This is a genomic window from Streptomyces sp. NPDC001852 (genome assembly GCF_042891825.1).
GTDB lineage: Bacteria > Actinomycetota > Actinomycetes > Streptomycetales > Streptomycetaceae > Streptomyces.
Genome location: NZ_JBIATN010000009.1, coordinates 273,969 through 298,380 on the forward strand (window position 1 = coordinate 273,969; position 24,412 = coordinate 298,380).

The following is a 24,412-nucleotide window of genomic DNA, read 5'->3' on the forward strand; positions in this document are numbered from 1 at the left end:
TGTTCGTTTGTGCGAGCAAGACCACGTACGGGGAAACGGCTACCGGTGTGACAGGTGCGTACGGCAGGATCCTGGGATGGAGCGTGTACGTGATGTCTCTGAGCTGCCGAAAGCCCATCTGCACCTGCACTTCACCGGTTCGATGCGACCGGGAACCGTCCTGGAACTGGCCGACAAGTACGGCGTACGTCTGCCCGAGGCTCTGACGGAGGCCCTGACCAGCGGCGAACCGCCGAAGCTGCGGGCCACGGACGAGCGGGGCTGGTTCCGCTTCCAGCGGCTGTACGACGCGGCGCGCTCCTGCCTGCGCGAACCGGAGGACATCCGGCGGCTGGTCCGGGAGGCCGCCGAGGAGGACCTGAAGGACGGCTCGGGCTGGCTGGAGATCCAGGTGGACCCGACGTCGTACGCGCCCCGGCTGGGCGGGCTGATCCCCGCGCTGGAGATCATCCTGGACGCGGTGGAGACGACGTCCCGGGAGACCGGGCTCGGCATGCGGGTGCTTGTCGCCGCCAACCGCATGAAGCACCCGCTGGACGCCCGTACGCTGGCCCGCCTCGCGGTGCGGTACGCGGACCGGGGCGTGGTCGGTTTCGGACTCTCCAACGACGAGCGGCGGGGTATGGCCCGGGACTTCGACCGGGCCTTCCACATCGCGCGCGAGGGCGGTCTGCTGTCGGCCCCGCACGGCGGCGAGCTGACCGGCCCGGCCTCGGTCCGCGACTGCCTGGACGACCTGCACGCCTCGCGGATCGGGCACGGGGTGCGCGCGGCGGAGGACCCGCGGCTGCTGAAGCGGCTGGCCGACCGGGGCGTGACCTGCGAGGTGTGCCCGGCTTCGAACGTGGCCCTCGGCGTGTACGAGAAGCCCGAGGACGTGCCGCTGCGGACGTTCTTCCACGCAGGTGTGCCCATGGCCCTCGGCGCCGACGACCCGCTGCTGTTCGGCTCCCGGCTGGCCGCCCAGTACGAGATCGCCCGGCACGCGCACGGCTTCTCCGACGCCGAACTCGCCGAGCTGGCCCGCCAGTCGGTGCGGGGTTCGGCCGCCCCGGAGGACGTCAGGGCGCGGCTGCTGGCCGGCGTGGACGACTGGCTGGCCCGTCCGGCCGCCTGAACGGCTCGCCTGGCCGTCTGAAGTGGGCGTAGGGCGGATACGGCTTGAAGCAGACCAGTACCTCGACCGGGTGTCCGCCACCGGGCGGCTGGGTCAGTGCGAGCCCTGTCATCAGCGCCGGGCGTCCCGTGGCGACGCCCTTCTGGCGGGGGCCCCAGCCGGCGGCGTGGGCGAACTCGGCGGCGGTCTCGGCGAACAGGTCCCGGCTGCCGAAGAGGAAGAACGTACGCGCGTGTGCGGCGTGCCGCAGCTCCTCGCAAAGGCCTGTCCGGTCCCGGCGCTCGCGCCAGGTCGCGGCGTCCCGCGCGGTGCGTGCCTCGTCGGTGCGGACGGTCAGTGGCGCGCCCTGGCGGAGCCCGCGGCGCAGTCCGGGCCACTGTGCGGGGCGCAGGCCGAGTGTGTGATGGGCGATGACGAGGTCGACCCGCTCGCCCACGCCCTCGTCCGGCGGAACGCCGTCGCGCAGTGGCACATGGACGATCGTGTGCCGGGAGTAGGCGGCGAAGGAGAACAGGCCGGCCAGTCGGCTCAGTCCGTCGTGGTCGCCGAGCAGCAGCCCGATCGGCTCGGGGGCGCGCAGGGAGGTGTGGCGCAGGGGGTGCCGGGGCTGGACGACCCGGTGCTCGTGCGGGCCGGTGCGGGGGCGGAACTCGCGCAGCCTCAGCCGCATACGGCCGTGATCCCGGAGGCGTTCGTCATGCGCCCAGCGTGACGCTCACGCCGAGGCCGCTGCAACGGAGATTCCCCCCAGCAGCGTCCCCGCGAGCCGCGCGGCGAACGCGTCGACCGACGGACGCTCCCCCGTGTCGGTCGCGTCGTAGGCGAAGGCGCGCTGCGCGCAGGCGCCCAGCAGCAGGGAGGCGGCCGCGAAGGTGTCGGCGTCGGCACGGACGCGGCCGACGGCCTGTTCGGCGCGCAGGTAGGCGTCCAGGTCCTGGATGGGCCGGTGCGGACCGGAGCCGAGCGTGCGCAGGGCGTCGTCGTGCCGCCGCTTGAGCTGGGTCTCGGCGTACAGGGAGGCGGCGATCGGGAAGCTCTGCTCGTAAAAGAGGGCGGCCTGGCGGGCGATCTCGGTGAGGTTGCCCGCCAGGGTGCCCTGTCCCGGTTCGGCGGCGAGGCTGTTCAGCAGGGGCGTGAGCCGCGGCAGGCGCTCGGCGAGCACGCGCACGAACAGGTCCTCCTTGCTGTCGAAGTACTTGTAGAGGGCCGCTTCGGAGCAGCCGGCCGCGCGGGCGATCTCCTTGGTGGTGGCGCGGGCGAGGCCGACGGTGAGCATGAGCTCGTGGGCGGCGTCGAGGATGCGGACACGCGCCGGCTTCGGCTCCATGGGGCGTCCAATCGGGCTTGACGAGTGAGTGAGTGCTTACCCACTCTAGAGGGAAGCAGGGTGAGTGAACACTCACCCACCAGTCCCGAGTACGGGAGCACACTCATGAACCTCACCGTTTTCGGCGCCACCGGCGGCATCGGCCGGGAGCTCGTGCGTCAGGCGCTGCGCGCCGGCCACCGGGTGACGGCCGTGGTCCGCGATCCGGCCCGGCTCGATGTCTCAGGCGACGCGCTGGAGGTGTTCCGCGCCGACCTCACCGACCCCGAGGAGCTGCGCACGGCCGTCAGGGGCCGGGACGCGGTCCTCTCCGGCCTGGGCGCGCGCAGCCGCAAGGACGCCGGGGTCGCCACCCGGCTGACCCGTACGGTCCTGGGCGCCATGGAGGCCGAGGACGTACGACGGCTGCTCGTGGTCAGCGCCGGTCCCGTCGGCCCCGCCCCCGAGGGCGACGGCGCGCTGGACCGTGCCGCGCGGGGCCTGGTGTCGGCGATCCTCAAGGACGTCTACGCCGACCTGCGCGGGATGGAGGCCGAACTGGCCCGCAGCGGCACGGACTGGACGTCCGTACGGCCGCCGCGTCTGCAGAACAAGCCGCTCACCGGCCGCTACCGCACCGTCGTCGGCGGCTTCCCGCGCAACGGCCGCTTCATCGCGCGCGCCGACGTCGCCCACGCGATGCTGGCGATGATCGACGACGAGGCGACGGTGCGGCAGGGGGTGGGGGTGGCGTACTGACCCGGGTACGGCCGTGCGCCGTACCGGGACCCATGCGGCTACAGGCTGACGCCGACCGTCACGGGCTCGTTGACGAGCGTGATCCCGAAGGCCGCGCGGACCCCGGCGACCACCTCGCGGGCCAGGTTCAGCAGATCCTCGGTGGCGGCGGCGCCTCGGTTGGTGAGGGCGAGGGTGTGCTTGGTGGAGATGCGGGCGGGGCCGCTGCCGTAGCCCTTGGTGAAGCCCGCCTTGTCGATCAGCCAGGCCGCGGAGGTCTTCGTACGGCCCTCCCCCGCCGGGTAGGCGGGCGGCTCCACGCCGTCGCCCAGCCGCTCACGCACGCGCGCGTGGAACGCGGCGAACTGCTCGTCGGTGAGGATCGGGTTGGTGAAGAAGGACCCGGCGGACCAGGTGTCGTGGTCCTCGGGGTCGAGCACCATGCCTTTACCGGCACGCAGCTTCAGCACGGTCTCGCGGGCTTCGGCCAGCGGCACCCGGTCTCCCGGCTCGACGCCGAGCGCGCGGGCCACCTCGGGGTACTTGAGGGGCGCGGAGAGCCCGTCCGCGTCCTCCAGTTCGAAGCGCACGCGCAGCACGACATAGCGCTCGGGGTCGGCCTTGAAGCGGCTGTGGCGGTACGAGAAGGCGCACTCCTCGTTCGTCAGCGTGACGGTCTCGCCGGCCCGCCGGTCGTAGGCGATGACCTCGGTGATGGTGGAGGAGACCTCCTGGCCGTAGGCGCCGACGTTCTGGATCGGCGTGGCGCCGGCGGACCCGGGGATGCCGGCCAGGCACTCGATGCCGGCGAGCCCGGCCTCGACCGTGCGGGCGACGGCGTCCGTCCACACCTCACCGGCCGCGAGCTCCAGCGTCGTGCCGCGCAGCTCTGCTCCGCGCGTGGCGATGCGCAGGGCGGTGCCGTCGAAGCCCTTGTCCGCGATGACCAGGTTCGATCCACCGCCGATGACCAGCAGCGGGGTCCCGCTGTCGTCGGCCTCACGGACGGCGGCGATCACCTCGGCGTCGGTCACCGCGGTGACCAGCCGCGTCGCGGGACCGCCCAGCCGGAAGGTGGTCAACGGGGCAAGAGGGGCGTCGTGGAGTACCTGCACGGCCCCAAGCCTACGAGACGGCCCGGACAGCCCGGCATCCGCGCGGGTGCGCTCATTGGAGCCGTATCGGGCCGAGGTCCTGTACCGGGCCGGGGTGGCCGCGGCGGGGGTCCCCGCCTGGCCGGGCACGGGAGCTCCCCGTCCGGCCGGGGCCCCTCGGGGCGTGCGGTGTGCTCCCTGCACGCGCGTGGACGCCTGGGCGCACATCGCGGCCATGGGGGCGATCGCGGTGCTCCCTGCACGCGCGCGTGGACGCCTGACACACGTACACGCGCGCGCGACCTCTTTCGAAGGTCACGCGCGCGTGCTCGGCACCGGGGTGGGCGAGGGCCTCCCAGGGGTGTGGGCGAGGAAGCGGACGGCGGGTCCGGGGCCGGTGCTCAGCGGGCGGTGCCCTCCAGGGCGACGGTCGCCGGGGCAGGAGCCTCGGTGGCAGCGGTCTCCGGGGCAGTCGCCGGGGTCTGTCCGTCCGCCGTGGCGAGGCGGGCGGCGCTGCGCCGGGCCGGGATCACCAGGGCGGCGACCGCGGCGAGGGCGACCACCGCCGAGCCGGTGACCAGGGCGGGCCGCAGGCCGTCGACGAAGCTCCGGGCGCTGTCGTAGCCGCCCTGCGCGGAGAAGATCGACGACATCACCGCGATGCCGAGCGCGCCGCCCACCTCGCGCAGCGCGTTGTTGGCGCCGGAGGCGATGCCCTGCTCCTGCGGACGGACGCTGGACATCACCAGATTGGCGGCCGGCGCGAAGTACAGCGCCATGCCGACCCCGCTGATGACCAGGGCGGGCAGCTGGGCGACGTAGGAGGCGTCCGTGGTGGCCACGGCGGCCATGCAGCCGAGACCGGCGGCCTGCAGGAACAGGCCCGCGGCGACGACCGGGCGGCCGCCGATGCGGTCGGAGAGGATCCCGGCGACCGGGGCGACGAGCATCGGCATGCCGGTCCAGGGAAGCATCCTGAGGCCCGCCTCGGTGGGCGAGTAGCCGAGCACGCCCTGCATGTACTGGCTGAGCAGGAAGATCGAGCCGAACATGCCGACGAACATCAGCAGGCTGGCCGCGTTGATGCCGGCGAAGGCGCGGGACCGGAACAGCCGCATCGGCAGCATGGGGTTCGCCGCGCGGGAGCTGTACAGGACGAACCCCGTCAGCAGCGCACCGCCCGCGAACAGCGCGGTGAGGACCACGGTGTCGGTCCAGCCGTCGGCGGGGCCGCGGACCAGGCCGTAGACGATCCCGAAGAGGCCGCCACTGGCGAGCAGGGTGCCGGGGACGTCGAGCCGGGCGCCGGTGCCGTGGGACTCGGCGAGGCGGAGACGGGCGAGCGGCAGCGTGATCAGCCCGAGCGGCACGTTCAGCCAGAAGATCCAGTGCCAGGAGACGTGCTCGGTGAGGCTGCCGCCGATGAGCGGGCCGGAGGCTACGGCGAGTCCGTTGACGGCGCCCCAGATGCCGTACATCATCCCGCGCTTGGCGGCGGGCACGGCCGCGGTCAGCAGGGTCAGTGTGAGCGGCATCATCACGGCCGCGCCGACGCCCTGGACCGCGCGGGCGGCGATCAGGGAGCCGATGCCGGGGGCCATGGCCGCGGCGGCGGAGGCGCCGGTGAAGACGGCGAGTCCCGCGATGAAGAGCCTGCGGCGCCCGAAACGGTCACCGAGCGCCGCACCGAACATCAGCAGGACGGCGAAGGTGAGCGTGTAGGCGCTCACGGTCCACTCGAGGTCGTCCAGTGCGCCGCCGAGGTCCTTGCGGATGGAGGGCAGGGCGGTGGTGACGACGAGGTTGTCGAGGGCCGCCATGAAGCCGGCGACGCTGGTGATGACGAGGGCCCAGGCGGCGCTTGCGCGGCCCGCGCTCGTCGCGGTCTACTGTGACATCTCTCCCCCAGTGAGCGATCTTCTTGTTAGTTATTGATGACTAACTTTCGTGGACGCGAAAAGGGGCGGGCCAACCACCCCGTTCCGCTAGTGCTCCAGCCGGCCGACGACCCGGGACGGCGTGTCGATCCCCCGCCAGACCCGGTGTCCGGAGGGAAACCCCATGGCCGTGAGGGTGTTGATGAGCATTCCGTAGGCCAGGAAGGTCGTCGTCTCGCCGTCGTCCGCCCCGAGCGGCAGGTGGACGGTGTCCCAGAGCTTCATCCAGGCGGCCCGTACGGCCTCACCGAACTCGTGGTCACCCTCCGCCTCGACGGCCGCGACGGTGATGTACGTCTGCATCTGCATCTGGAGTTTTTCGGGCTGCTCCGTGATCAACTGCACATAGGCGTCCGCCATCGCGTGCAGGGCCTCCTCGCCCTCCAGGCCCTTGGCGGCCTCCTCGAAGACCCCGCAGGTGTCCTCGACGCACCGCAGCGATGCGGCGGCGAAGATCGCCTTCTTGCCGGCGAAGAGGCGGAAGAGGTACGGCTGCGAGACCCCCACGCGCGCCGCGATCGCCTCCGTGGAAGTGCCGTAGTAGCCCTTCCGCGCGAATTCGGCGATCGCCGCGCGAATGACACTCTCACGTCGCTCTTCTGCGCTCATCCTGACCACGAGAAGAAAGTTAGTACTCAATCACTAACTTGGCAAGCCCTCTGACGCCAGACGTGCGTAAGGGGCGCCCCACCATGGAGGACGCCCCTTACATCACCGGTTCCGGTGGAGCTCAGGCAAGCCGTACGACCGCCCGGGACATGCCCAGCACCTTCTGGCCGTCGCTGGTCGCCGTGAGGTCCACGCGCACGGTGTTGTCGTCCAGCTTGGCCGCGACCTTGCCGCTCACCTCGATCAGCGCGCCCTGGTCGTCGTTCGGCACGACGACGGGCTTGGTGAAGCGGACGCCGTACTCCACGACCGCGCCCGGGTCCCCGGTCCAGTCGGTGACCACACGGATCGCCTCGGCCATGGTGAACATGCCGTGCGCGATGACGTCCGGCAGGCCGACCTCCTTGGCGAACTTCTCGTTCCAGTGGATCGGGTTGAAGTCCCCGGAGGCACCCGCGTAGCGCACGAGCGTGGCACGGGTCACGGGGAAGGTCTGCGCCGGCAGCTCGGTGCCGACCTCGACGTCGTCGTACGCGATCTTCGCCGTCATCAGGTCCTCACGCCTCCTCGGCCGCGCGGGCCACGAGCTTGGTCCAGGCGGTCACGACGTGCTCGCCCGCCTCGTCGTGCACCTCACCGCGGATGTCCAGGATGTCGTTGCCCGCGAGGGACTTGATCCCCTCGATGGTGGAGGTGACCGTGAGCCGGTCGCCGGCGCGCACCGGGCGGCTGTAGGCGAACTTCTGGTCGCCGTGCACCACGCGGCTGTAGTCGAGACCGAGCTGCGGGTCCTCGACGATCTGTCCCGCGGCCGGGAAGGTGATGGCGAACACGAACGTCGGCGGGGCGATCACATCGGAATGACCGAACGCCTTCGCGGCCTCCGGGTCCGTGTAGACCGGGTTGGTCTCGCCCACCGCCTCGGCGAACTCGCGGATCTTCTCCCGGCCCACCTCGTAGGGCGCGGTGGGCGGGTAGGTCCGTCCAACGAAGGACTGGTCGAGCGCCATGGCCCGGCACCTCCTGATGTCTGCTGTGATGGCCCCAAATTAGCCGGAATCCCGCCGGGGAATGCGCAGGGGGCAGGTGGGGGCACGGCCGCCGGAGCACCGGTGCAGTCGAGGCGCCGGTGAGGCGGTGAAACGCCGCGAGGCCGCCCCCTCGGAAGGGGACGGCCTCGCGAACGAGCCTGTTTATCGCGTCTCGCGGTGCGCGGTGTGCGCGTTGCAGCGAGGGCAGTGCTTCTTCATCTCGAGACGATCCGGGTTGTTACGCCGGTTCTTCTTGGTGATGTAGTTCCGCTCCTTGCACTCCACGCAGGCCAGCGTGATCTTCGGGCGGACGTCGGTGGCAGCCACGTGAGTGCTCCTAAGACGAACGGGTGGACTAATTCAACGCAAGAAAGAGTAGCCGATCGAAGGACCGACCCCGCAATCGGCTACTGTCAGTAGCGGTGACCGGACTTGAACCGGTGACACAGCGATTATGAGCCGCTTGCTCTACCGACTGAGCTACACCGCTGCGATGCGATCGGACCCCGCCTTTCGACGGGAACCTCTCACACCAGAGCCCCAAAACGGAATCGAACCGTTGACCTTCTCCTTACCATGGAGACGCTCTGCCGACTGAGCTATTGGGGCGAGCGATGAAGACATTACACGGTCCGCCGCCGTTCACCCAAATCCGTATCCGGCGGCCCGCGGCACCCTCCACCCCAGGGCTCGCAGCGACCTCATGAATCGCAGGGAGGGCTCATGCGGGCACGCGCGCGTGGCGTCCGCCGGGGAGAGCGGGGGCCACGCGCGGTGGGCGTCGTAAGACAGGGCGGGGCCACGCGGGTGGGCGACACGTGTACTGCCAAGGGCGGAGCAACCGGTACGACTATTGCGCTCCTACGCGCCCGGCGAGGCTCACCACCCTAGGCTCGACTCGCTCTGCGTGATCTTGGGGCCCAGGCCCCGGTGTCTCACGCGGGCCCGCCCGAGCCCCCGGCCCCGATCCTGGAGCGCGATGCCCGACAGCCAGCCGCAGCCCCACCCGCCGTCGAACTCCTCGGGATCCTCGGGCCAGTCCGACCCGGCCGCCCTGCTGCTGTGCGGGGCGCGGCTCACCGACGGCCGGACGGTGGACGTACGGCTGGGCGGCGGGCGCATCGAGGCGGTGGGCACGGCCGGCAGTCTGGCGCCGGGCCCTGCCCGGACGGGCGCCGCGCGCGTGGACCTGAGCGGCTATCTGCTCCTGCCGGCCCCGGCCGAACCGCACGCCCACGGAGACACCGCGCTGTCCGCCGAGCGCCCCGGCCCGGTGTCGTACGCCCCCGAGGACGTGCAGCGCCGGGCGACGGAGGCGACCCTGCTGCAGCTCGGGCACGGTGCGACGGCGACACGCGCGCACGTGCGCGTGGGCGATGTGCAGGGACTCGGCGCGCTGGGCGCCGTCCTGCAGGCGCGGCGCTCGCTGCGGGGGCTCGCCGAACTGACGACGGTGGCGATGCCGCGGCTGCTGACCGGGGTGGCCGGGGCCGACGGGCTGGCGATGCTGCGCGACGCGGTCAAGATGGGCGCCTCCGCGGTGGGCGGCTGCCCCGACCTGGACCCCGATCCCACGGGCTATGTGGAAGCGGTCCTGGAGGTCGCCTCCGAGCACGGCTGCCCGGTGGACCTGCACACGGACGCCTCCGACCCGGCCCGGTTGTCCCGGCTCGCATCCATGGCCGGGGGGCTGCGCCCCGGCGTGACGATCGGACCGTGCGCCGGACTCGCCCGCCTCCCCGCCGAGGCCGCCTCCCGCGCCGCGGACCAGCTCGCGGCGGCCGGCGTGACGGTCATCTGCCTGCCCCAGGGCGGCTGCTGCGGCGCCGACCGCCGCGGCGCCGCTCCGGTACGGCTGCTGCGCGCGGCCGGGGTGCGTGTGTCGGCCGGCAGCGGCGCCCTGCGCGACGCCTCCAACCCCGTCGGCCGTGGCGACCCCCTGGAGGCCGCCTACCTCCTCGCCTCCGCCCACGGCCTGCGCCCGGAGGACGCCTACTCCGCCGTCAGCGCCTCGGCCCGCGCGACGCTGGGCCTGCCGGAGGTGCGCGTGGAGGCCGGCTTCCCTGCGGACCTCCTCGCCGTCCGCGGCAACCGGCTGGCCGGTGCCCTGTCCCTGGCCTACAGCCGGATCGTGGTCCACCGGGGCCGAGTGGTGGCCCGCACGAGCGCGGTGCGCGAGTACTGCAACTCGGCGGCCACGGCGGAACTCGGGTTGCCGCGCCAGGGGCGGGGCGAGTTGTCGTGAGGGGGCGCGGCCCGAGGTCGGCGCCCGGGAGCGCGTAGGCGGGTGTTGCCGCGGGCGGGTGCCCTCGCGCGCCCGGGGTGAGCCAGTGCGCCCAGCGCATACCGGTGGATACGCCCCTGCGTGGCCGGCGTTACGCCCGTGGACGCGGCCCGTGCGCGCCCCGCGTTGCTCCCATGGGCGGTGCCCCGTGCGCGCCCGCGCGTGCCGGTGGGTGTGCGCCCGGCGCTGCGCCAATGGACGTGTGTGCGGGTGCGCCCCGGCACGTGGCGATGATGCGTGCCCCGTGCGTGGCCGGCGTTACGCCCATGGACGCGGCCCGTGCGCGCCCCGCGTTGCTCCCATGGGCGGTGCCCTGTGCGTGCCCGCGCGTGCCGGTGGGTGTGCGCCCGGCGCGGTTGCGCCACGCCGATTAACTCGTGCGGCGGATGCGCCCCGTCCGGCGTACGGTCGGTTTCATGCGCATTGTCATCGCTGGTGGTCATGGTCAGATCGCGCTGCGGCTGGAGCGCCTGCTCTCCGCGCGCGGAGAGCAGGTCGCGGGGATCATCCGCAGGTCCGAACAGGGCGACGATCTGCGGGCTGCCGGTGCCGAGCCGGTGCTGCTCGACCTGGAGTCCGCCTCGCTGGAGGAGGTCGCGGCGCACCTGCAGGGCGCCGACGCGGCGGTGTTCGCGGCCGGCGCGGGCCCGGGCAGCGGGGCGGCGCGCAAGGAGACGGTGGACAGGGGCGCAGCGGTGCTGTTCGCGGACGCGGCCGTACGCGCGCGCGTGCGCCGCTTCCTGGTCGTGTCCTCGATGGGCGCGGATCCCGCGCACCAGGGCGACGGTGTCTTCGACGCGTACCTGCGCGCCAAGGGCGAGGCGGACGCGTACGTGACCCGTCAGGAGGCGCTGGACTGGACGATCCTGCGCCCCGGCTCGCTGACGGACGACGCCGGTACCGGTCAGGTCCGCCTGGAGGCGCACACCGGGCGCGGTGCCGTCCCGCGGGACGATGTGGCCGCCGTACTGGCGGAGTTGGTGGACACCCCGGCGACGACCGGCCTGACGCTGGAGCTGATCAGCGGATCGACGCCGGTGTCCGTGGCGGTGAAGTCGGTGGCCGGGGACTGAGGCGGAACACCGGTCGTTGAACGGACTGAGTCCGCGACCGCCCTTTCAGCACAGCCGACCTGCCGACCCGTCAGGTCTCCCACGGCCCTGCCTCCACACACAATCCGGCTACCTCCACCTCCTCGTGACTCAGAACAGAGGCAGCTGCCCGGGAAACTCCGGCACGGCGTATCCGTCCAACGCCGGCTGTACAGCCCCGAGTTGCGCCTGCTGCCGGGACCCGGCACAGGAGACGAGCTCCCCGTTCTCCCTCGCCCCCGGCGGATCGTGCCGCGCGTAGCGACCCGCCACGACCGCGATGTCGCGACGGCACACAGGACAGGTTCTGCGTCGGGAGGACATGCCGTCAGTGTGCCCCGCAGCGGTGCTGAGGCGACACCGCTGTCAGGTACGGGTCTCGGCTTCCCAGCGATCGGGGCCCACCCCGCGCCAGTCGATCAGCGGCGAGTCCGCCACCTGCTCCGGCTCGATCTCCAACCCCGCGCGGCGCAGGAACTCCACCAGGTCCCCGACGTTGTGCGCCAGGCCGAGGATCTCGCCGTCCACCCGGACCCGGCGGCCGCCGGTCGGGGACGGCAGGTGCACGATGATGGGTCGCTTCCCGGCCATGGCTCCAGCATCGTCCGGACCGGTCGGGCCCGCACCCGGACCGGTCATTCCAGTATTCCCAGCTCGGTGTCGGGGCGGCACAGCGGGCATGCGGCGACCCCTTCCTCGGCGAGGGCACGCACCGCCTGGTCCCGGCCGACCCCCTTGGCACGCCCGCCCGCGCTCGTACAGCCGCCGACGTGGACGTACACCGCGGTGCGACCGTTCAGGCCGCGCTCGATCAGCCAGTCCGGAGCGGCCTGCCGGGTGGCGGCGCGGCTCTGCCTCTCGGCCTCCCGGCGTTCCTCGTCCGCGATCCACCGGTCCATCAGGGCGAGCTGCCGCGCGGCCTGATGTTCGACGACGCGGCGGGCGAAACGCAGCATGTCGAGACGCGTCAGCGGACGGTCATCGTTCACACGTTCGATTCTAGTGAAGAGACCGGGAAGTGCGACCACGGGGAGGCGGCCGACTAGGTCCCATGAAACGGCTCTCCACCACTGAGGCGCAGGTCACATCCATCCCTGTCACAGCGTGCGGGGCTGCTCTGTCCAAGAGGGCGTACGCATCGGCAACCACCCAGGAGTACACCGTGGAAGCTCGTCTGAACGTCATGGCCGCCCCGGTCGCCGCCAAGGCCCTCAAGCACCTCATCGCCGCGGGCAGGGCGCTCTCGGAGTCGACCGTGCCGGCCTCGACGCGTGAACTGATGATGCTCCGCGCCAGCCAGATCAACGGCTGTGCCGGATGCATCGACATGCACACCAAGGAGGCCGCCGCGGCCGGCGAGACCGCCGTACGCCTCCACCTGGTCGCCGCCTGGAGGGAGGCCAAGGTCTTCACCGACGCCGAGCGCGCGGCGCTGGAGCTGACGGAGCAGGGCACCCGCATCGCCGACGCGGCCGGCGGCGTCCCGGACGAGGTCTGGGCGAACGCGGCCAAGTACTACGACGAGGACCAGCTCGCCGACCTGGTGGCCCAGATCGCCGTCATCAACGCCTTCAACCGCGGAAACGTCATCACCCAGCAGCCCGCCGGTGACTACGAGGCGGGCATGGCCGCCAAGTTCCACTGACGGTCGACGACGAGAGCCCCGTGACCTGCTCTCGCAGGTCACGGGGCTCTCGTTACCGTGTGGCGGCGCCAGGATTCGAACCTGGGAAGGCTGAGCCGGCAGATTTACAGGCCGCGCCGGGATCTGCTCTGACCTGGCGGTTTTTCGGCCCTAAGGCGTCACGCCCCACACTCGCCCCACTGTGACCGGCGCTGCGGCCAGGGTGAAGCGTGATCGAAGTCAATTCCTGAGCGACCACACTCACATCCGCTGAACTTTCGTTCGACCCCGATGCGCGGGATCCTGGCAGTCCGACTGTGGACCGGCGAACACATGCCGGCTGGTGCGCATCTCACGCGTCGCAACGCCCACCTCACGCTCATACGGCCCTCAGTCCGAAGGAGGCCGGACGATGAATCTCCCGTCGTACCGTGACCGCAGAAGGACGACAGCACCGCTGCGGCTCCCCGGCCGGGCCGGGAACGCACGAATTCTGGGCACCGCCGCCGTGGCGGCGATGCTCCTGGCGGGCTGTGGCACGAGCACCCCCAAGGCGGCCGCGCACCCCAGTAGCCCTGGCGTGCCCCACGCCCCGTCCGCCGCGCCTTCCTCGTCCCATCCGTCCCTCGCCCCGGACCTCCCGACCGCCGCCACGACGTGCACCAACAGCACGAAGCTGGCCGGGTGGTCGAACCGCCGACTGGCCATGCTGACCGTCGCCGTCCCGGTGTCGGAGACCTCGGTGTCCGACGTCACCTCCGAGGTGACCGCCGGTGCGGGCGGTGTGCTGCTGTTCGGCAGCAAGGCGCCGTCAGACCTCGGCTCCAGGTTGACCACGCTGAAGACGCATGTACCGGGCCATCTGGGCCTGTTGGTGATGACCGACGAGGAGGGCGGTGGCATCCAGCGCATGACGAACCTCGTCGGTTCCCTGCCCTGGGCCGCCTACATGGGCACGAACTGGACCCCGGCACAGATCCAGCAGAACGTCACCCAAGTCGCGACCAAGATGGCGGCCGCCCGGGTGAACATGGACCTCGCGCCGGTGGTCGACGTCGACGGGAGGAACGTGGCCCCCAGCAAGACCAATCCCGACGGTTGGCGGTCCTTCAGCGGCAGCACCTCGGTGGTCTCCAAGGACGGTGTCGCGTACATGAACGGGTTGCGCGCCGGAGGTGTGACACCCGTCGTCAAGCATTTCCCGGGTCTCGGCGGCTCGACTTACAACTCCGACTTCGGCCCTGCCCGCACCCTGCCCTGGTCCACCCTGCAAAAGGTGGCCATCCCACCGTTCACAGCGGCCATCAAGGCTGGCGCCCCGGCCATCATGGTCTCCAACAACGTTGTGCCGGGCTTGGGCACCAATCCGGCGAGCCTGTCCCCCACCGCCATCAGCTCCGAGCTGCGCGGCAAGCTGGGCTTCAAGGGGCTGGTGGTCACCGACTCACTCAGCGCCAAGGCGATCTCCGCAGCCGGCTTCAGCGTTCCCACAGCCGCCGTCCAGGCCCTGCGCTCCGGCGCCGACATGGTCATGTTCGACCTAGGGGGCAACGTCAGCTCCCAAACCTCCTCGATCGCCACGGCTATCACCAATGCGGTGACCGGCGGACACCTCGCCCGCAGCCGCCTCATCGACGCAGCGGGGCACGTCCTGGCCGTCCGACACGTGAATCTCTGCCCCTGAGCACGAAGACGCGAGACAGGGTGAGACAGACCGCTGATCACCCCGAATGTCGGCGACGGCTGAATTGTGGTTCTGGATCACTTTCCGTGCCAGGGCCACGGAGCGTCACCGGAACCGCGATCATGAACGGTCGTGACTCATGCTCTCCACCAGGACCTCTGGCTCAACCAGGCCGCCGACGTCGCGGTCAACTCCCTGACCATCCACGCCGACCGCGTCATCGTCCATGCCGCCACGACCAGCGACGAGGCGGGCTGCCCGTCGTGCGGAACCGTCTCGGCCCGAGTGCACAGCAGCTACGTACGGCGGCTGGACGACAGCGCGGCGGGCGGGCGCCGGGTGGTGGTCGAGTTACGAGTCCGACGGTTCCGCTGTCATGAACGGATGTGCCCGCGATCCACCTTCGTCGAGCAGGCGGCAGGGCTGACCTTCCGCCACGGACGGCGAAGCCAGGGCCTGCAGACCGCACTTCAGCAGCTCGCCCTGGCCCTGGCAGGCCGGGCCGGCTCCCGCCTGGCCGAGACCTTCGCGGTCCCGGTGAGCCGATCCACGCTCCTGCGACTGATACGCGCCCTGCCCGACCCTGCGTCCCCGGTGCCGCGCGTGCTCGGCATCGACGAGTTCGCTCTGCGCAAGGGCCATGTCTACGCCACCGTCCTCGTCGACATCGAGACCTGTCGCGCGGTTGACCTGCTGCCCGACCGCACGGTCGAGACCGTGCGCTCCTGGCTGGCCGGCCATCCGGGCGTGAAGGTCGTCTGCCGCGACCGCTCCGCCTCCTACGCCGAAGCCGTCCGACTCGGTGCCCCGGACGCGATCCACGTCGCCGACCGATTCCACCTGTGGCAGAACCTCTCCGACGCGGTGGAGAAGACCGTGCTGCAACACCGGGCCTTGCTGCGCGAACCAGCTCCTCCGACCCTCTCAACCGAAGAAGTTGTTCTTCCATCCGTCGCCGCTGAGCCCCGCCGGACCGGTCGGCTGTCCGACCGGGTCCGCGAACAGCACGCCGCCGTCCACGCGCTCATGGAGGACGGGTTCAGCCTGCGCGTCATCGCCCGCCGACTTGGCCTGGCCCGCGGCACTGTCCACCGACTGCCGGCGCGAACGATCCCGACGAGCTGCTGGTCGGCCGCTGGACGGGACGCACCAGCATCCTCGACCCCTACAAGCCCTGTCTCCACCAGCGTTTCAGTGAGGGCCACACGATCGCCCGGCGCCTGTTCGAGGAGATCCAGCAGCGCGGATTCCCCGGGCAGGAGCAGATCGTCCGCGAGTATGTCCGCCGACTCCGCACAGCGTTCCCGCACCAGGACCCGCCCCGCCGCAAGCCCTCTGTCAGAGACGTGACCGGCTGGATCACCCGCCACCCCGACCGCCTCTCAACCGACGCGTGCCAGCAGCTCAAGGAGGTGCTGACACGCGGCCCGGCACTCGCCACCACCGCCTGGCACGTCAGGACCTTCGCCGAGCTGATGAACGATCGACGCGGCCGAGAGCTCAAGGACTGGATCACACGCGTCCAGCAGGACCAGGTCCCAGCCCTTCGAAGTTTCGCCACCGGTCTCCTGCAGGACCTCGATGCGGTCGTCGCCGGCCTCACCCTGAACTACAGTTCCGGGGCGGTCGAGGGTCACAACAACAAGATCAAAATGCTGAAGCGGCAGATGTTCGGACGCGCCAACTTCGACCTCCTGCGCAAGCGTGTCCTCCACGCGTGAAACCGCCGGTCCTGATGGCGTGGAGGGTCACGCATCGGAGCTGGACGGTGATGGCGCCGAGCAGCACGACGGCTCGGAATGGGGGCTCCGGTCAGTGTTGGCCGAGGCCTCGGCTGTCGAGATAGTCGACCAGTGCGGCCTCCTTCCGGAGCAACTGGTCGCGGTCATCGGCAGGTAGCGAGGCAAGCGCGTCGACCAGGAGGCGTTTGCGAGGAACGTAGACCATGTTGCCCGAGTAGATCCGGCACCCCGAGCACCAGGCAAACCCGATGCAGCGCTCGAAGCTGGAGGACTCGGGCGGATGGAAGCGGAACTGGTAGGAGCGGACAGGCTCGTGGCACACGAGGCAGATCCAGCGGTCACCGTCGCGGACGGACCAGCCGTTTCCCCGCTTGCGCCAGGACTTCCTTCCGGCCGGTGCTCTTCAAGTTGTCATGCGCTGATTCTGCCTTGGGGCGGCGTTCAAGGGACAACCGATTGCTCTGGCTGTCCATGAGGCGCCACATCAGTCACGACCGTTCATGATCGCGGTTCCGGTGACGCTCCGTGGCCCTGACACGGAAAGTGATCCAGAACCACTTTTCAGCCGTCGCCGACACCCGAAGACACGACGAGAGCCCCGTGACCTGCTCTCGCAGGTCACGGGGCTCTCGTTACCGTGTGGCGGCGCCAGGATTCGAACCTGGGAAGGCTGAGCCGGCAGATTTACAGTCTGCTCCCTTTGGCCGCTCGGGCACACCGCCGGGTTGACCACCAGATCGAACCGCTTTTCGGCGGCGCTCCCTGGCGACGACGTAAACAATACCCGATACACAGGGGTGCTTCGCCACCCGATTGATCTCCGCCCCCCGGCTCGCGGGATGGCTAGGCTGGTGCGGATGCGGCCCTGTGTCATGCCGGGCCCGGCGGCCGTCACCGCGCACGTCGGCATGCACGATTCGCACCGATCCGCACCGATAAGCACCCCGATACAAGGAGCCACAGGACATGGCCGACTCCAGTTTCGACATCGTCTCGAAGGTCGAGCGGCAGGAGGTCGACAACGCCCTCAACCAGGCCGCCAAGGAGATCTCGCAGCGCTACGACTTCAAGGGCGTGGGTGCCTCGATCTCATGGTCCGGGGACAAGATCCTCATGGAGGCGAACTCCGAGGACCGGGTGAAGGCCGTCCTCGACGTCTTCCAGTCCAAGCTGATCAAGCGCGGCATCTCGCTGAAGGCCCTGGACGCCGGCGAGCCCCAGCTGTCCGGCAAGGAGTACAAGATCTTCGCGTCGATCCAGGAGGGCATCTCCCAGGAGAACGCGAAGAAGGTGGCGAAGATCATTCGCGACGAGGGCCCCAAGGGTGTGAAGGCCCAGGTCCAGGGTGACGAGCTGCGGGTCTCGTCCAAGAGCCGGGACGACCTGCAGGCCGTCATCGCGCTGCTGAAGGGCAAGGACTTCGACTTCGCGCTGCAGTTCGTGAACTACCGGTAGGACCCACCAGGACGTCCTGCGGGACAGCGGCAGGACAGCCGCGGCAGCAGGGAGGGGCGGGCGCCCCCGAGCGGTGCCCGCCCCTCCCTGCTGTCGTCGCGCGCATGCGTGCCCTGTCGACCGCATGTTCCCGACCTGTCGACCGTAGGTTCCCGGCCTGTTGACGTGAAGGACGCCACCAGGCCACCACCCGGTTGCGGCGGTCACTAGGGTGCGGCGCATGACATCCACCGGCACCGCACTGCGACGCACCCTCGGCGTGCGGGACGCCGTGGTCGTCGGCCTCGGCGCGATGGTCGGGGCCGGTGTGTTCTCGGCCCTGGGGCCGGCCGCGCGCGCGGCCGGATCGGGGCTGCTGCCCGGGCTGGCACTCGCGGCCGTGGTGGCCTACTGCAACGCCCTGTCGTCGGCCCGGCTGGCCGCGCGCCATCCGGCCTCCGGCGGCACGTACGTATACGGACGGGAACGGCTGGGCCCCTTCTGGGGCTATCTCGCGGGCTGGGCCTTCGTGGTCGGCAAGACGGCGTCCTGCGCGGCCATGGCGCTCACCGTGGGTGCTTACGTCTGGCCGGGGCAGGCGCACGGGGTGGCGGTCACGGCCGTGGTCGCCCTGACGGCCGTGAACTACGGCGGGATCCAGAAGTCGGCGTGGCTGACGCGGGTGATCGTGGCGGTGGTGCTGGCAGTCCTCGCGGCCGTGGTGGTCGGATGCCTGGCCTCGGGGCGAGCCGGCGCCGGGCGGCTGGACATCGGGCTGTCGTCGGGCGCGGGCGGGGTCCTCCAGGCGGCGGGGCTGTTGTTCTTCGCATTCGCCGGGTACGCGCGGATCGCGACCCTCGGGGAGGAGGTACGGGATCCGGCGCGCACGATCCCGCGCGCCATTCCGCTGGCCCTGGGGATCGCACTCGTGGTGTACGCGTGCGTGGCCGTCGCGGTGCTCGCCGTCCTCGGTGCGGACCGGCTCGGGCATGCGGCGGCGCCGCTGGCCGACGCGGTACGGACGGCCGGCCTGCCGGGGCTCGTCCCGGTGGTGCGGGCCGGGGCGGCGGTGGCGGCGCTCGGCTCGCTGCTGTCGCTGATCCTGGGCGTGTCCCGTACGACGCTCGCCATGGCCCGGGACGGGCATCTGCCGGGGACGCTGGCGGCCGTGCACCCGCGCTTCCAGGTGCCGCACCGGGCGGAGCTCGCGGTGGGCGCGGTGGTCGCCGTACTGGCCGCGACGGTCGACGTGCGCGGCGCGATCGGCTTCTCCTCCTTCGGCGTGCTCGCCTACTACGCCCTCGCCAACGCCTCCGCGTGGACCCTGAGTCCGGCCGCGTCGGCCCGCGTGGTGCCGGTGGTCGGCCTGCTGGGCTGCGCCACACTGGCGTTCGCGCTCCCCGCCGTCTCGGTGGCCGTGGGAGCGGGTGTGCTCGCGGTGGGCGTGGCGGCCTACGCCGTACGACGGTGGGCGCGGCGGCGGCGTATCGGGTGACGTCGAACGCGATCGTTTCCGTACGTTCTCTGTACGTTCCCGATCAGGCCACAAGGCTGCCGCGGTTCTGCGAGTACGCCTGACGCACTGATACTTGTGGCAGCAGGCATGCCGACGGAGCGACCCGGAGAGGTACCGATCATGAAGGTGTTCAACCTGCTGCTCAACATCCTGTGGCTCGTCCTGTGCGGCTTCTGGATGGCGATCGGTTATGTCATCGCTGCCCTGATCTGTTTCGTCCTGATCGTCACCATCCCGTTCGGCATCGCGTCGCTGCGCATCGCCGGTTTCGTCCTGTGGCCGTTCGGCCGGACGACCGTGGAACGGCCGGACGCGGGGGCGGGGTCCTTCATCGGCAACGTGATCTGGGTGATCTTCGCGGGATGGTGGCTGGCCCTGGGCCACCTGATCACGAGCATCCCCCTGTTCCTGTCGATCATCGGGATCCCCTTCGGCTGGGCGAACCTGAAGCTCATCCCGATCTCGCTGATGCCGCTCGGGCGTGAGGTGGTTCCGTCGGACCAGGGGTTCGCCGGGCGCTGACGCCGCTGCGCCAACCGCTGGTCAGGGCGGCAGCAGTGTCCCCAGCGGCCCGAGGTCGATGTTGAGGTCGGCCGGGGTGAGGCCGTGGCGGTCGCACAGTTCGGCCATCCGGTCGTACAGGTTTCCAGAACCTCCGGCCGGCCCGGCGACGGCACCGCCGCCCTGCGGCAGAACAGTCACGATCTCTTTCCCTTCAAACGAAGGGGAAGGGCTCAGGGGGTGTCCTGTGGTCCCAAGGCAGCCCTAACCGCGGCCCTCTCTGTCGACCTGCGCGCGGGTGTAGCGGTGTACGCGCTCGTACCCGAGCAGATTGCCCGCGGGGTCCAATATGACTTGGTAGCCGGCCATGACACTGCCCGTGTCGGGCACGCGCTCCAGCTCCACGACTTCGACCTCGGCTTGCGCGACGGGGTGCGTGCTGTGTCGGGCTCACGGTCGTTCGTGATCCATCACCTTCTGGCCGTGCCGGTCCTTGCCGGGACGGCGGGGCCTCACCGGTTGCGGCCTGCCATCTGCTCCAGCCGGACGATGCGCTCCGCCATCGGCGGGTGCGTGGAGAACATCCTGGTCAGCCCCTGGCCCGCGCGGAACGGGTTCGCGATCATCATGTGGCTCGCGGTCTCGAGCCGGGGCTCGGGGGGCAGCGGGAGCTGCTGGGTGCCGATCTCCAGCTTGCGCAGGGCACTGGCGAGGGCCAGCGGGTCGCCGGTGAGCTGGGCTCCGGAGGCGTCCGCCTCGTACTCCCGGGAGCGGCTGATGGCCAGCTGGATGAGGCTCGCGGCGAGCGGGCCCAGGATCATGATCAGGAGCATGCCGAGCAGGCCTGGGCCGTCGTCGTCGTCCGAGCGGCCGACCGGGATCAGCCAGGCGAAGTTCACCAGGAACATGATCACCGACGCGAGGGCGCCGGCCACCGAGGAGATGAGGATGTCCCGGTTGTAGACGTGACTGAGCTCATGGCCGATGACGCCGCGCAGCTCGCGCTCGTCCAGCAGGCGCAGGATGCCCTCGGTGCAGCACACGGCCGCGTTGCGCGGGTTGCGGCCCGTGGCGAAGGCGTTGGGGGCCTCCGTGGGCGAGATGTACAGGCGGGGCATGGGCTGGCGGGCCTGCGTGGACAGCTCGCGGACCATGCGGTACAGCGCCGGGGCCTCGAACTCGCTGACCGGGCGGGCGCGCATCGCGCGGAGTGCCAGCTTGTCGCTGTTCCAGTACGCGTACGCGTTCGTGCCGAGGGCCACCAGGACCGCGACGACCAGGCCGGTGCGGCCGAAGAAGCTGCCGATGACGATGATGAGTGCGGACAGCCCCCCGAGGAGTACTGCGGTCCTGAGCCCGTTGTGCCGGCGGTGCACCGTGCGCCCTCCAAGTCGTGCAGCTGGGGAACACTTTGGTCCAGTGGACCCTCCCGCCTGTGACAACGCCAGGCGGCGGCTGGGAGTTCCCTGGTGGGTGCGGGTGCCCGTCGGGCCGTACGGGTGACGGGGTGCGTACGGCCGGGTGAGTGGGGTGCTCAGGGCTGGGTGGGTCAGGCGCGTTCGGCCACGCGCGCGTGGAGGCCGCGGGTGCCTCACGCGCGTGTGGCCGGGTCTCAGAACAGTCCGGTGGCCGCGAAGCGGAGGACCAGCTGGGGTGCTCCGGACAGGGCGACGCCGAGTACGCCGGTGAGGGCGAGGGCTGCCGTGAGGGGGGCCGGGACATGGTGCCGCGCGGATTCGCCCTCGGGGGCGCGGAACAGCAGTGCCGTCCACTGCAGGTAGTAGAACAGGGCGATCACCACGTTGACGGCCATGACGACGGCGAGCCAGCCGAGGCCCGCGTCCACGGCCGCCGAGAACACGGTGACCTTGGCGAACAGCCCGATCACGCCCGGCGGCAGCCCGGCCAGGCAGAGCAGGAAGAAGGCCAGGAGGAGCGCGGTGAGCGGGTTGGCGGCGTACAGGCCGCGGTAGTCGGAGATCCGGTTCAGGGCCCGGCTACGGCCCACCAGGGCGGCCACCGCGAACGCGCCGAGGTTCACGGCGGCGTACATCAGCGCGTACGCGACCGTCGAACCGATCGCCTTCTGGGCGTCCTTTGCGTAGCCGGCTGCGGCGATCGGCACCAGCAGGTAGCCGGCCTGGCCGACGGAGGACCAGGCGAGCAGTCGTACGGCGCTGTACGCGCGCGTGGCCTGCTGGCGCAGGGCGCCGACATTGCCGACGGTCATGGTGAGGGCGGCCAGCACGGCGAGCGCAGGGCCCCAGACGCCGGCGTACGACGGGAACGCGACGACGGTGACGAGGATCAGGCCGGAGAAGCCGACCGCCTTGCCGACGACCGACAGGTAGGCGGCGACGGGCAGCGGCGCGCCGACGTAGGTGTCGGGCACCCAGAAGTGGAAGGGGACGGCGGCCGTCTTGAAGGCGAAGCCGATCAGGGTGAGGACGACACCCGCCTGGGCGAGCGTGTGCAACTGTCCGCCGACGTGGGGCAGGCGCTGGGCGACCTGGGTGAGGTAGAGGGTGCCGGTGGAGGCGTAGACGAAACTGATGCCCATCAGGCTGACCGCGGTGGCCGTCACCGAGGACAGGAAGAACTTCAGGGCGGCCTCGGAGGACCGCTCGTCGCCGTGCCGGATACCGACAAGGGCGAAGGCGGGCAGGGAGGCGACCTCCAGGGCGACGATCAGGGTGGCCAGGTCGCGGGAGGCGGGCAGCAGGGCGGCACCGGCCGCGGAGGACAGCAGCAGGAACCAGAACTCGCCGGACGGGACACGCCGCTGGTCGTCCTTGAGGTTCGTGACGGACAGCAGGGCCGCGAGGAGCGCGCCGCCGAGGACCAGGAACTGGATGACGAGTGCGAAGTGGTCGGCGGTGTAGCTGCACGCGCGCGTACCACCGCCGTTCACGCAGAACGTGCTGCGGTCGCCGCCCAGCAGCGGCAGGAGCATCAGCCCGGCCACGGCCAGTCCGGCGACCGAGACCCAGCCGAGGACGGCCTTGCGGGCCTCGGGCAGGAACAGGTCGGCGACCAGGACGGCGAGTCCGACCGCGGCGGCGATGGTCGGCGGGGCGACGGCGAGCCAGTCGACGGACTGGACCAGCGACTCGGCGAGGGGCTGGGCGCTCATCGGGTGCCTCCTGCGAGGAGCTGGTGCACGGCCGGGTCGGTCAGGCCGAGCAGCGCCCTCGGCCACAGTCCGGCGACGACGGTGAGGGCGACGAGCGGGGTCCACGCGGCGAACTCGTAGCCGTGGACGTCGGCGAGCTTCGGGGCCTCCTGCGGCGCGGCGCCCATGCAGACGCGGCGGACCACGATCAGCATGTACGCGGCGGTCAGCAGGGTGCCGAACGCGCCGATCGCCATGAAGGTGAGGAAGGCCGGCCGGCTGAGGCCGGCGGCGGGCTCGAACGCGCCGAACAGCGCCAGCATCTCGCCCCAGAACCCGGCGAGCCCGGGCAGGCCGAGGGAGGCGACCGCGCCGAACGCGAGCAGGCCGCCGAGCCGCGGCGCCTTGCCGTACAGGGCGAGGCCGGTCTCCTCGGCGAGGGTGTCGAGGTCGGTCGTGCCCGTGCGGTCCTTCAGCGCGCCGACCAGGAAGAAGAGCAGGCCGGTGATGAGGCCGTGGGCGATGTTGGCGAACAGGGCGCCGTTGACGCCGGTCGGCGTCATGGTGGCGATGCCCAGCAGGACGAAGCCCATGTGGCCGACGGAGGAGTAGGCGATCAGCCGCTTGAGGTCGCCCTTGGCGCCGCGCTTGGCGAGGGCCAGGCAGGCCAGGGATCCGTAGATGATCCCGACCACGGCGAACGCGGCGAGGTACGGCGCGAAGGTGTGGAAGCCGTGCGGTGCGACCGGCAGCAGGATCCGGACGAACCCGTACGTACCCATCTTCAGCAGGACGCCGGCCAGCAGGACCGAGCCGACGGTCGGAGCGGCGGTGTGGGCGTCGGGCAGCCAGCTGTGCAGCGGCCACATCGGCGACTTCACCGCGAGCCCGATCCCGATCGCCAGAACGGCGATGACCTGCACGGACGCGGTCAGCGACCGGCCGTTGTCAGTGGCGAGTGCCACCATGTCGAACGTGCCCGCCTTGATCCCGATCAGGAGCAGGCCGAGCAGCATGACGACGGAGCCGAGCAGCGTGAACAGGATGAACTTCCACGCGGACCGGGTCCGGCCCTCGCCGCCCCAGCGGGCGATGAGGAAGTACATCGGGATGAGCACCATCTCGAACGCGAGGAAGAACAGCAGCAGGTCGAGGACGGCGAAGGTCGCGAGGGTGCCGGACTCGAGCAGGAGCAGCAGTGCGACGAACGCCTTCGGGGAGCCGCCCGCGGGCGGCTTGAAGTAGGAGTACAGCGCGCAGAGGAAGGTCAGCAGCGCGGTCAGGACGACGAGGGGGAGGGAGATGCCGTCGATGCCGAGGTGGATCCGCACGTCCAGCGCGGGGATCCAGCTGATGTCCGTCGTGGCCTGCATCTTCGACGGATGGTCGTGGTCGAAGCCGAGCGCGAGGACGATCGCGGCGATGAGGATCGCGCCGGTCACGGTCACACCGTGCCGCAGCACGGCCTGCCCGGGCGACTTCCCCTTCAGTCCGGGCGGGGCCGGGAGGAGGGCGGCGACGGCGCCGAGGAGCGGGCCGACGACCACGAATGCCAGAAGGAACTGCATCACGGACTCGTTGATATCGATCAC

At 71.1% G+C, this 24,412-nt stretch carries 26 protein-coding genes, 3 tRNA genes and 2 pseudogenes; 11 read left to right on the plus strand and 20 right to left on the minus strand.

Translation table 11 applies throughout. From position 1 onward, the window contains the following. Positions 1-76: 76 nt before the first annotated feature. Positions 77-1,117 (plus strand): adenosine deaminase, encoded by a 1,041-nt coding sequence (locus ACFYZB_RS18315; protein ID WP_388759417.1) that lies wholly within the window; start codon positions 77-79, stop codon positions 1,115-1,117. On the opposite strand, the gene ACFYZB_RS18320 is transcribed toward ACFYZB_RS18315, so the two are convergent. Next, positions 1,062-1,787, minus strand: a complete 726-nt coding sequence (locus tag ACFYZB_RS18320; protein WP_388759420.1) for a hypothetical protein — start codon at positions 1,785-1,787, stop codon at positions 1,062-1,064. The two genes, ACFYZB_RS18315 and ACFYZB_RS18320, sit on opposite strands and share 56 nt — an antisense overlap. A gap of 45 nt (positions 1,788-1,832) precedes the next feature. Next, positions 1,833-2,444, minus strand: a complete 612-nt coding sequence (locus ACFYZB_RS18325; protein WP_388759423.1) for a TetR/AcrR family transcriptional regulator — start codon at positions 2,442-2,444, stop codon at positions 1,833-1,835. Positions 2,445-2,549: 105 nt separating this feature from the next. Between ACFYZB_RS18325 and ACFYZB_RS18330 the strand changes: the two genes are divergently transcribed. Then, on the plus strand, positions 2,550-3,182 hold the full coding sequence (locus tag ACFYZB_RS18330; protein ID WP_388759426.1) for an NAD(P)-dependent oxidoreductase: 633 nt from the start codon (positions 2,550-2,552) through the stop codon (positions 3,180-3,182). Positions 3,183-3,220: 38 nt separating this feature from the next. On the opposite strand, the gene ACFYZB_RS18335 is transcribed toward ACFYZB_RS18330, so the two are convergent. From ACFYZB_RS18335 to ACFYZB_RS18370, 8 genes are all read right to left on the minus strand, one after another. Next, positions 3,221-4,276, minus strand: coding sequence for a UDP-N-acetylmuramate dehydrogenase (locus ACFYZB_RS18335; protein ID WP_388759429.1), 1,056 nt, complete (start codon positions 4,274-4,276; stop codon positions 3,221-3,223). Between the two features lie 380 nt (positions 4,277-4,656). After that, complete coding sequence (locus ACFYZB_RS18340) at positions 4,657-6,075, minus strand: DHA2 family efflux MFS transporter permease subunit (RefSeq protein WP_388759432.1); 1,419 nt, start codon at positions 6,073-6,075, stop codon at positions 4,657-4,659. 165 nt (positions 6,076-6,240) lie between these two features. Further along, the gene (locus tag ACFYZB_RS18345; RefSeq protein WP_388759435.1) at positions 6,241-6,810 is read right to left on the minus strand and encodes a TetR/AcrR family transcriptional regulator; all 570 of its coding nucleotides are present in this window, start codon (positions 6,808-6,810) and stop codon (positions 6,241-6,243) included. A gap of 112 nt (positions 6,811-6,922) precedes the next feature. Further along, positions 6,923-7,351 carry a MaoC family dehydratase gene (locus ACFYZB_RS18350; RefSeq protein ID WP_388619550.1) on the minus strand — a complete coding sequence of 143 codons (429 nt, stop codon included), beginning with the start codon at positions 7,349-7,351 and terminating at the stop codon, positions 6,923-6,925. A 7-nt stretch (positions 7,352-7,358) separates the two neighbouring features. Then, on the minus strand, positions 7,359-7,811 hold the full coding sequence (locus tag ACFYZB_RS18355; protein WP_153539332.1) for a MaoC family dehydratase N-terminal domain-containing protein: 453 nt from the start codon (positions 7,809-7,811) through the stop codon (positions 7,359-7,361). Between the two features lie 183 nt (positions 7,812-7,994). Then, positions 7,995-8,159, minus strand: a complete 165-nt coding sequence (rpmG, locus tag ACFYZB_RS18360) for a 50S ribosomal protein L33 (RefSeq protein ID WP_003948671.1) — start codon at positions 8,157-8,159, stop codon at positions 7,995-7,997. 90 nt (positions 8,160-8,249) lie between these two features. Then, a tRNA-Met gene (locus ACFYZB_RS18365) sits at positions 8,250-8,322 on the minus strand. A 46-nt stretch (positions 8,323-8,368) separates the two neighbouring features. After that, positions 8,369-8,441: transfer RNA gene (locus tag ACFYZB_RS18370), tRNA-Thr, on the minus strand. A 370-nt stretch (positions 8,442-8,811) separates the two neighbouring features. Here ACFYZB_RS18370 and ACFYZB_RS18375 point away from each other — a divergent pair. Next, positions 8,812-10,077, plus strand: a complete 1,266-nt coding sequence (locus ACFYZB_RS18375; RefSeq protein WP_388759439.1) for an amidohydrolase family protein — start codon at positions 8,812-8,814, stop codon at positions 10,075-10,077. 455 nt (positions 10,078-10,532) lie between these two features. Further along, complete coding sequence (locus tag ACFYZB_RS18380) at positions 10,533-11,189, plus strand: SDR family oxidoreductase (protein WP_388759442.1); 657 nt, start codon at positions 10,533-10,535, stop codon at positions 11,187-11,189. A gap of 129 nt (positions 11,190-11,318) precedes the next feature. On the opposite strand, the gene ACFYZB_RS18385 is transcribed toward ACFYZB_RS18380, so the two are convergent. Genes ACFYZB_RS18385 through ACFYZB_RS18395 form a run of 3 tightly spaced genes read right to left on the minus strand, consistent with a single transcriptional unit; the run spans position 11,319 to position 12,196 of the window. Further along, positions 11,319-11,531 (minus strand): hypothetical protein, encoded by a 213-nt coding sequence (locus ACFYZB_RS18385; RefSeq protein WP_351214378.1) that lies wholly within the window; start codon positions 11,529-11,531, stop codon positions 11,319-11,321. 42 nt (positions 11,532-11,573) lie between these two features. Then, positions 11,574-11,798, minus strand: a complete 225-nt coding sequence (locus ACFYZB_RS18390) for a hypothetical protein (protein WP_351612174.1) — start codon at positions 11,796-11,798, stop codon at positions 11,574-11,576. A gap of 44 nt (positions 11,799-11,842) precedes the next feature. Beyond that, the gene (locus ACFYZB_RS18395) at positions 11,843-12,196 is read right to left on the minus strand and encodes a DUF6233 domain-containing protein (protein ID WP_388759445.1); all 354 of its coding nucleotides are present in this window, start codon (positions 12,194-12,196) and stop codon (positions 11,843-11,845) included. Between the two features lie 173 nt (positions 12,197-12,369). Here ACFYZB_RS18395 and ACFYZB_RS18400 point away from each other — a divergent pair, with 173 nt between their 5' ends. The 4 genes from ACFYZB_RS18400 (at position 12,370) to ACFYZB_RS18415 (ending at position 16,236) form a co-directional block, all read left to right on the plus strand. Then, entirely contained in the window at positions 12,370-12,852 is a 483-nt protein-coding gene (locus tag ACFYZB_RS18400) for a carboxymuconolactone decarboxylase family protein (protein ID WP_388759447.1), read from the plus strand. Positions 12,853-13,243: 391 nt separating this feature from the next. Then, positions 13,244-14,515, plus strand: a complete 1,272-nt coding sequence (locus ACFYZB_RS18405; protein ID WP_388759450.1) for a glycoside hydrolase family 3 N-terminal domain-containing protein — start codon at positions 13,244-13,246, stop codon at positions 14,513-14,515. Positions 14,516-14,647: 132 nt separating this feature from the next. Continuing rightward, the gene (locus tag ACFYZB_RS18410; RefSeq protein WP_388759452.1) at positions 14,648-15,865 is read left to right on the plus strand and encodes an ISL3 family transposase; all 1,218 of its coding nucleotides are present in this window, start codon (positions 14,648-14,650) and stop codon (positions 15,863-15,865) included. Continuing rightward, positions 15,781-16,236, plus strand: a complete 456-nt coding sequence (locus tag ACFYZB_RS18415) for a transposase (RefSeq protein ID WP_388759514.1) — start codon at positions 15,781-15,783, stop codon at positions 16,234-16,236. The genes ACFYZB_RS18410 and ACFYZB_RS18415 overlap by 85 nt, the downstream gene beginning before the upstream one ends. A 91-nt stretch (positions 16,237-16,327) precedes the next feature. Here the strand turns inward: ACFYZB_RS18415 and ACFYZB_RS18420 are convergent, their stop codons facing one another. Next, entirely contained in the window at positions 16,328-16,579 is a 252-nt protein-coding gene (locus ACFYZB_RS18420) for a hypothetical protein (protein WP_388759454.1), read from the minus strand. A 318-nt stretch (positions 16,580-16,897) separates the two neighbouring features. After that, a tRNA-Tyr gene (locus tag ACFYZB_RS18425) sits at positions 16,898-16,979 on the minus strand. Between the two features lie 244 nt (positions 16,980-17,223). Between ACFYZB_RS18425 and ACFYZB_RS18430 the strand changes: the two genes are divergently transcribed. The 3 genes from ACFYZB_RS18430 (at position 17,224) to ACFYZB_RS18440 (ending at position 19,729) form a co-directional block, all read left to right on the plus strand. After that, positions 17,224-17,712 carry a YajQ family cyclic di-GMP-binding protein gene (locus tag ACFYZB_RS18430; RefSeq protein ID WP_166001462.1) on the plus strand — a complete coding sequence of 163 codons (489 nt, stop codon included), beginning with the start codon at positions 17,224-17,226 and terminating at the stop codon, positions 17,710-17,712. 220 nt (positions 17,713-17,932) lie between these two features. Beyond that, on the plus strand, positions 17,933-19,186 hold the full coding sequence (locus ACFYZB_RS18435) for an APC family permease (RefSeq protein ID WP_388759458.1): 1,254 nt from the start codon (positions 17,933-17,935) through the stop codon (positions 19,184-19,186). A 141-nt stretch (positions 19,187-19,327) separates the two neighbouring features. Next, entirely contained in the window at positions 19,328-19,729 is a 402-nt protein-coding gene (locus ACFYZB_RS18440) for a YccF domain-containing protein (RefSeq protein WP_351214364.1), read from the plus strand. A gap of 21 nt (positions 19,730-19,750) precedes the next feature. On the opposite strand, the pseudogene gvpK reads toward ACFYZB_RS18440, so the two are convergent. The 5 genes and pseudogenes from gvpK to ACFYZB_RS18465 all read right to left on the minus strand — a co-directional run. After that, positions 19,751-19,849, minus strand: a pseudogene (gene gvpK, locus ACFYZB_RS18445) (gas vesicle protein GvpK); the annotation flags it as partial. Positions 19,850-19,972: 123 nt separating this feature from the next. Continuing rightward, a pseudogene (gene gvpO / locus ACFYZB_RS18450) lies at positions 19,973-20,131 on the minus strand (gas vesicle protein GvpO); the annotation flags it as partial. A gap of 89 nt (positions 20,132-20,220) precedes the next feature. Beyond that, positions 20,221-21,084, minus strand: coding sequence for a zinc metalloprotease HtpX (gene htpX / locus ACFYZB_RS18455; RefSeq protein WP_351214362.1), 864 nt, complete (start codon positions 21,082-21,084; stop codon positions 20,221-20,223). Between the two features lie 236 nt (positions 21,085-21,320). Further along, on the minus strand, positions 21,321-22,841 hold the full coding sequence (locus ACFYZB_RS18460; RefSeq protein WP_388759462.1) for an NADH-quinone oxidoreductase subunit N: 1,521 nt from the start codon (positions 22,839-22,841) through the stop codon (positions 21,321-21,323). After that, positions 22,838-24,412, minus strand: a complete 1,575-nt coding sequence (locus tag ACFYZB_RS18465; RefSeq protein ID WP_388759464.1) for an NADH-quinone oxidoreductase subunit M — start codon at positions 24,410-24,412, stop codon at positions 22,838-22,840. The genes ACFYZB_RS18460 and ACFYZB_RS18465 overlap by 4 nt, the downstream gene beginning before the upstream one ends.

Bases quoted from the DNA above. Each gene is read 5' to 3' on its own strand.
- ACFYZB_RS18430 (WP_166001462.1), top strand. From the start codon at position 17,224: ATGGCCGACTCCAGTTTCGACATCGTCTCGAAGGTCGAGCGGCAGGAG.
- ACFYZB_RS18440 (WP_351214364.1), top strand. From the start codon at position 19,328: ATGAAGGTGTTCAACCTGCTGCTCAACATCCTGTGGCTCGTCCTGTGC.
- ACFYZB_RS18315 (WP_388759417.1), top strand. From the start codon at position 77: ATGGAGCGTGTACGTGATGTCTCTGAGCTGCCGAAAGCCCATCTGCAC.
- ACFYZB_RS18385 (WP_351214378.1), bottom strand. From the start codon at position 11,531: ATGTCCTCCCGACGCAGAACCTGTCCTGTGTGCCGTCGCGACATCGCG.
- ACFYZB_RS18325 (WP_388759423.1), bottom strand. From the start codon at position 2,444: ATGGAGCCGAAGCCGGCGCGTGTCCGCATCCTCGACGCCGCCCACGAG.
- ACFYZB_RS18380 (WP_388759442.1), top strand. From the start codon at position 10,533: ATGCGCATTGTCATCGCTGGTGGTCATGGTCAGATCGCGCTGCGGCTG.
- ACFYZB_RS18340 (WP_388759432.1), bottom strand. From the start codon at position 6,075: ATGGCGGCCCTCGACAACCTCGTCGTCACCACCGCCCTGCCCTCCATC.
- ACFYZB_RS18460 (WP_388759462.1), bottom strand. From the start codon at position 22,841: ATGAGCGCCCAGCCCCTCGCCGAGTCGCTGGTCCAGTCCGTCGACTGG.
- ACFYZB_RS18320 (WP_388759420.1), bottom strand. From the start codon at position 1,787: ATGCGGCTGAGGCTGCGCGAGTTCCGCCCCCGCACCGGCCCGCACGAG.
- ACFYZB_RS18375 (WP_388759439.1), top strand. From the start codon at position 8,812: ATGCCCGACAGCCAGCCGCAGCCCCACCCGCCGTCGAACTCCTCGGGA.
- ACFYZB_RS18330 (WP_388759426.1), top strand. From the start codon at position 2,550: ATGAACCTCACCGTTTTCGGCGCCACCGGCGGCATCGGCCGGGAGCTC.
- ACFYZB_RS18390 (WP_351612174.1), bottom strand. From the start codon at position 11,798: ATGGCCGGGAAGCGACCCATCATCGTGCACCTGCCGTCCCCGACCGGC.
- ACFYZB_RS18355 (WP_153539332.1), bottom strand. From the start codon at position 7,811: ATGGCGCTCGACCAGTCCTTCGTTGGACGGACCTACCCGCCCACCGCG.
- ACFYZB_RS18405 (WP_388759450.1), top strand. From the start codon at position 13,244: ATGAATCTCCCGTCGTACCGTGACCGCAGAAGGACGACAGCACCGCTG.
- ACFYZB_RS18350 (WP_388619550.1), bottom strand. From the start codon at position 7,351: ATGACGGCGAAGATCGCGTACGACGACGTCGAGGTCGGCACCGAGCTG.
- ACFYZB_RS18435 (WP_388759458.1), top strand. From the start codon at position 17,933: ATGACATCCACCGGCACCGCACTGCGACGCACCCTCGGCGTGCGGGAC.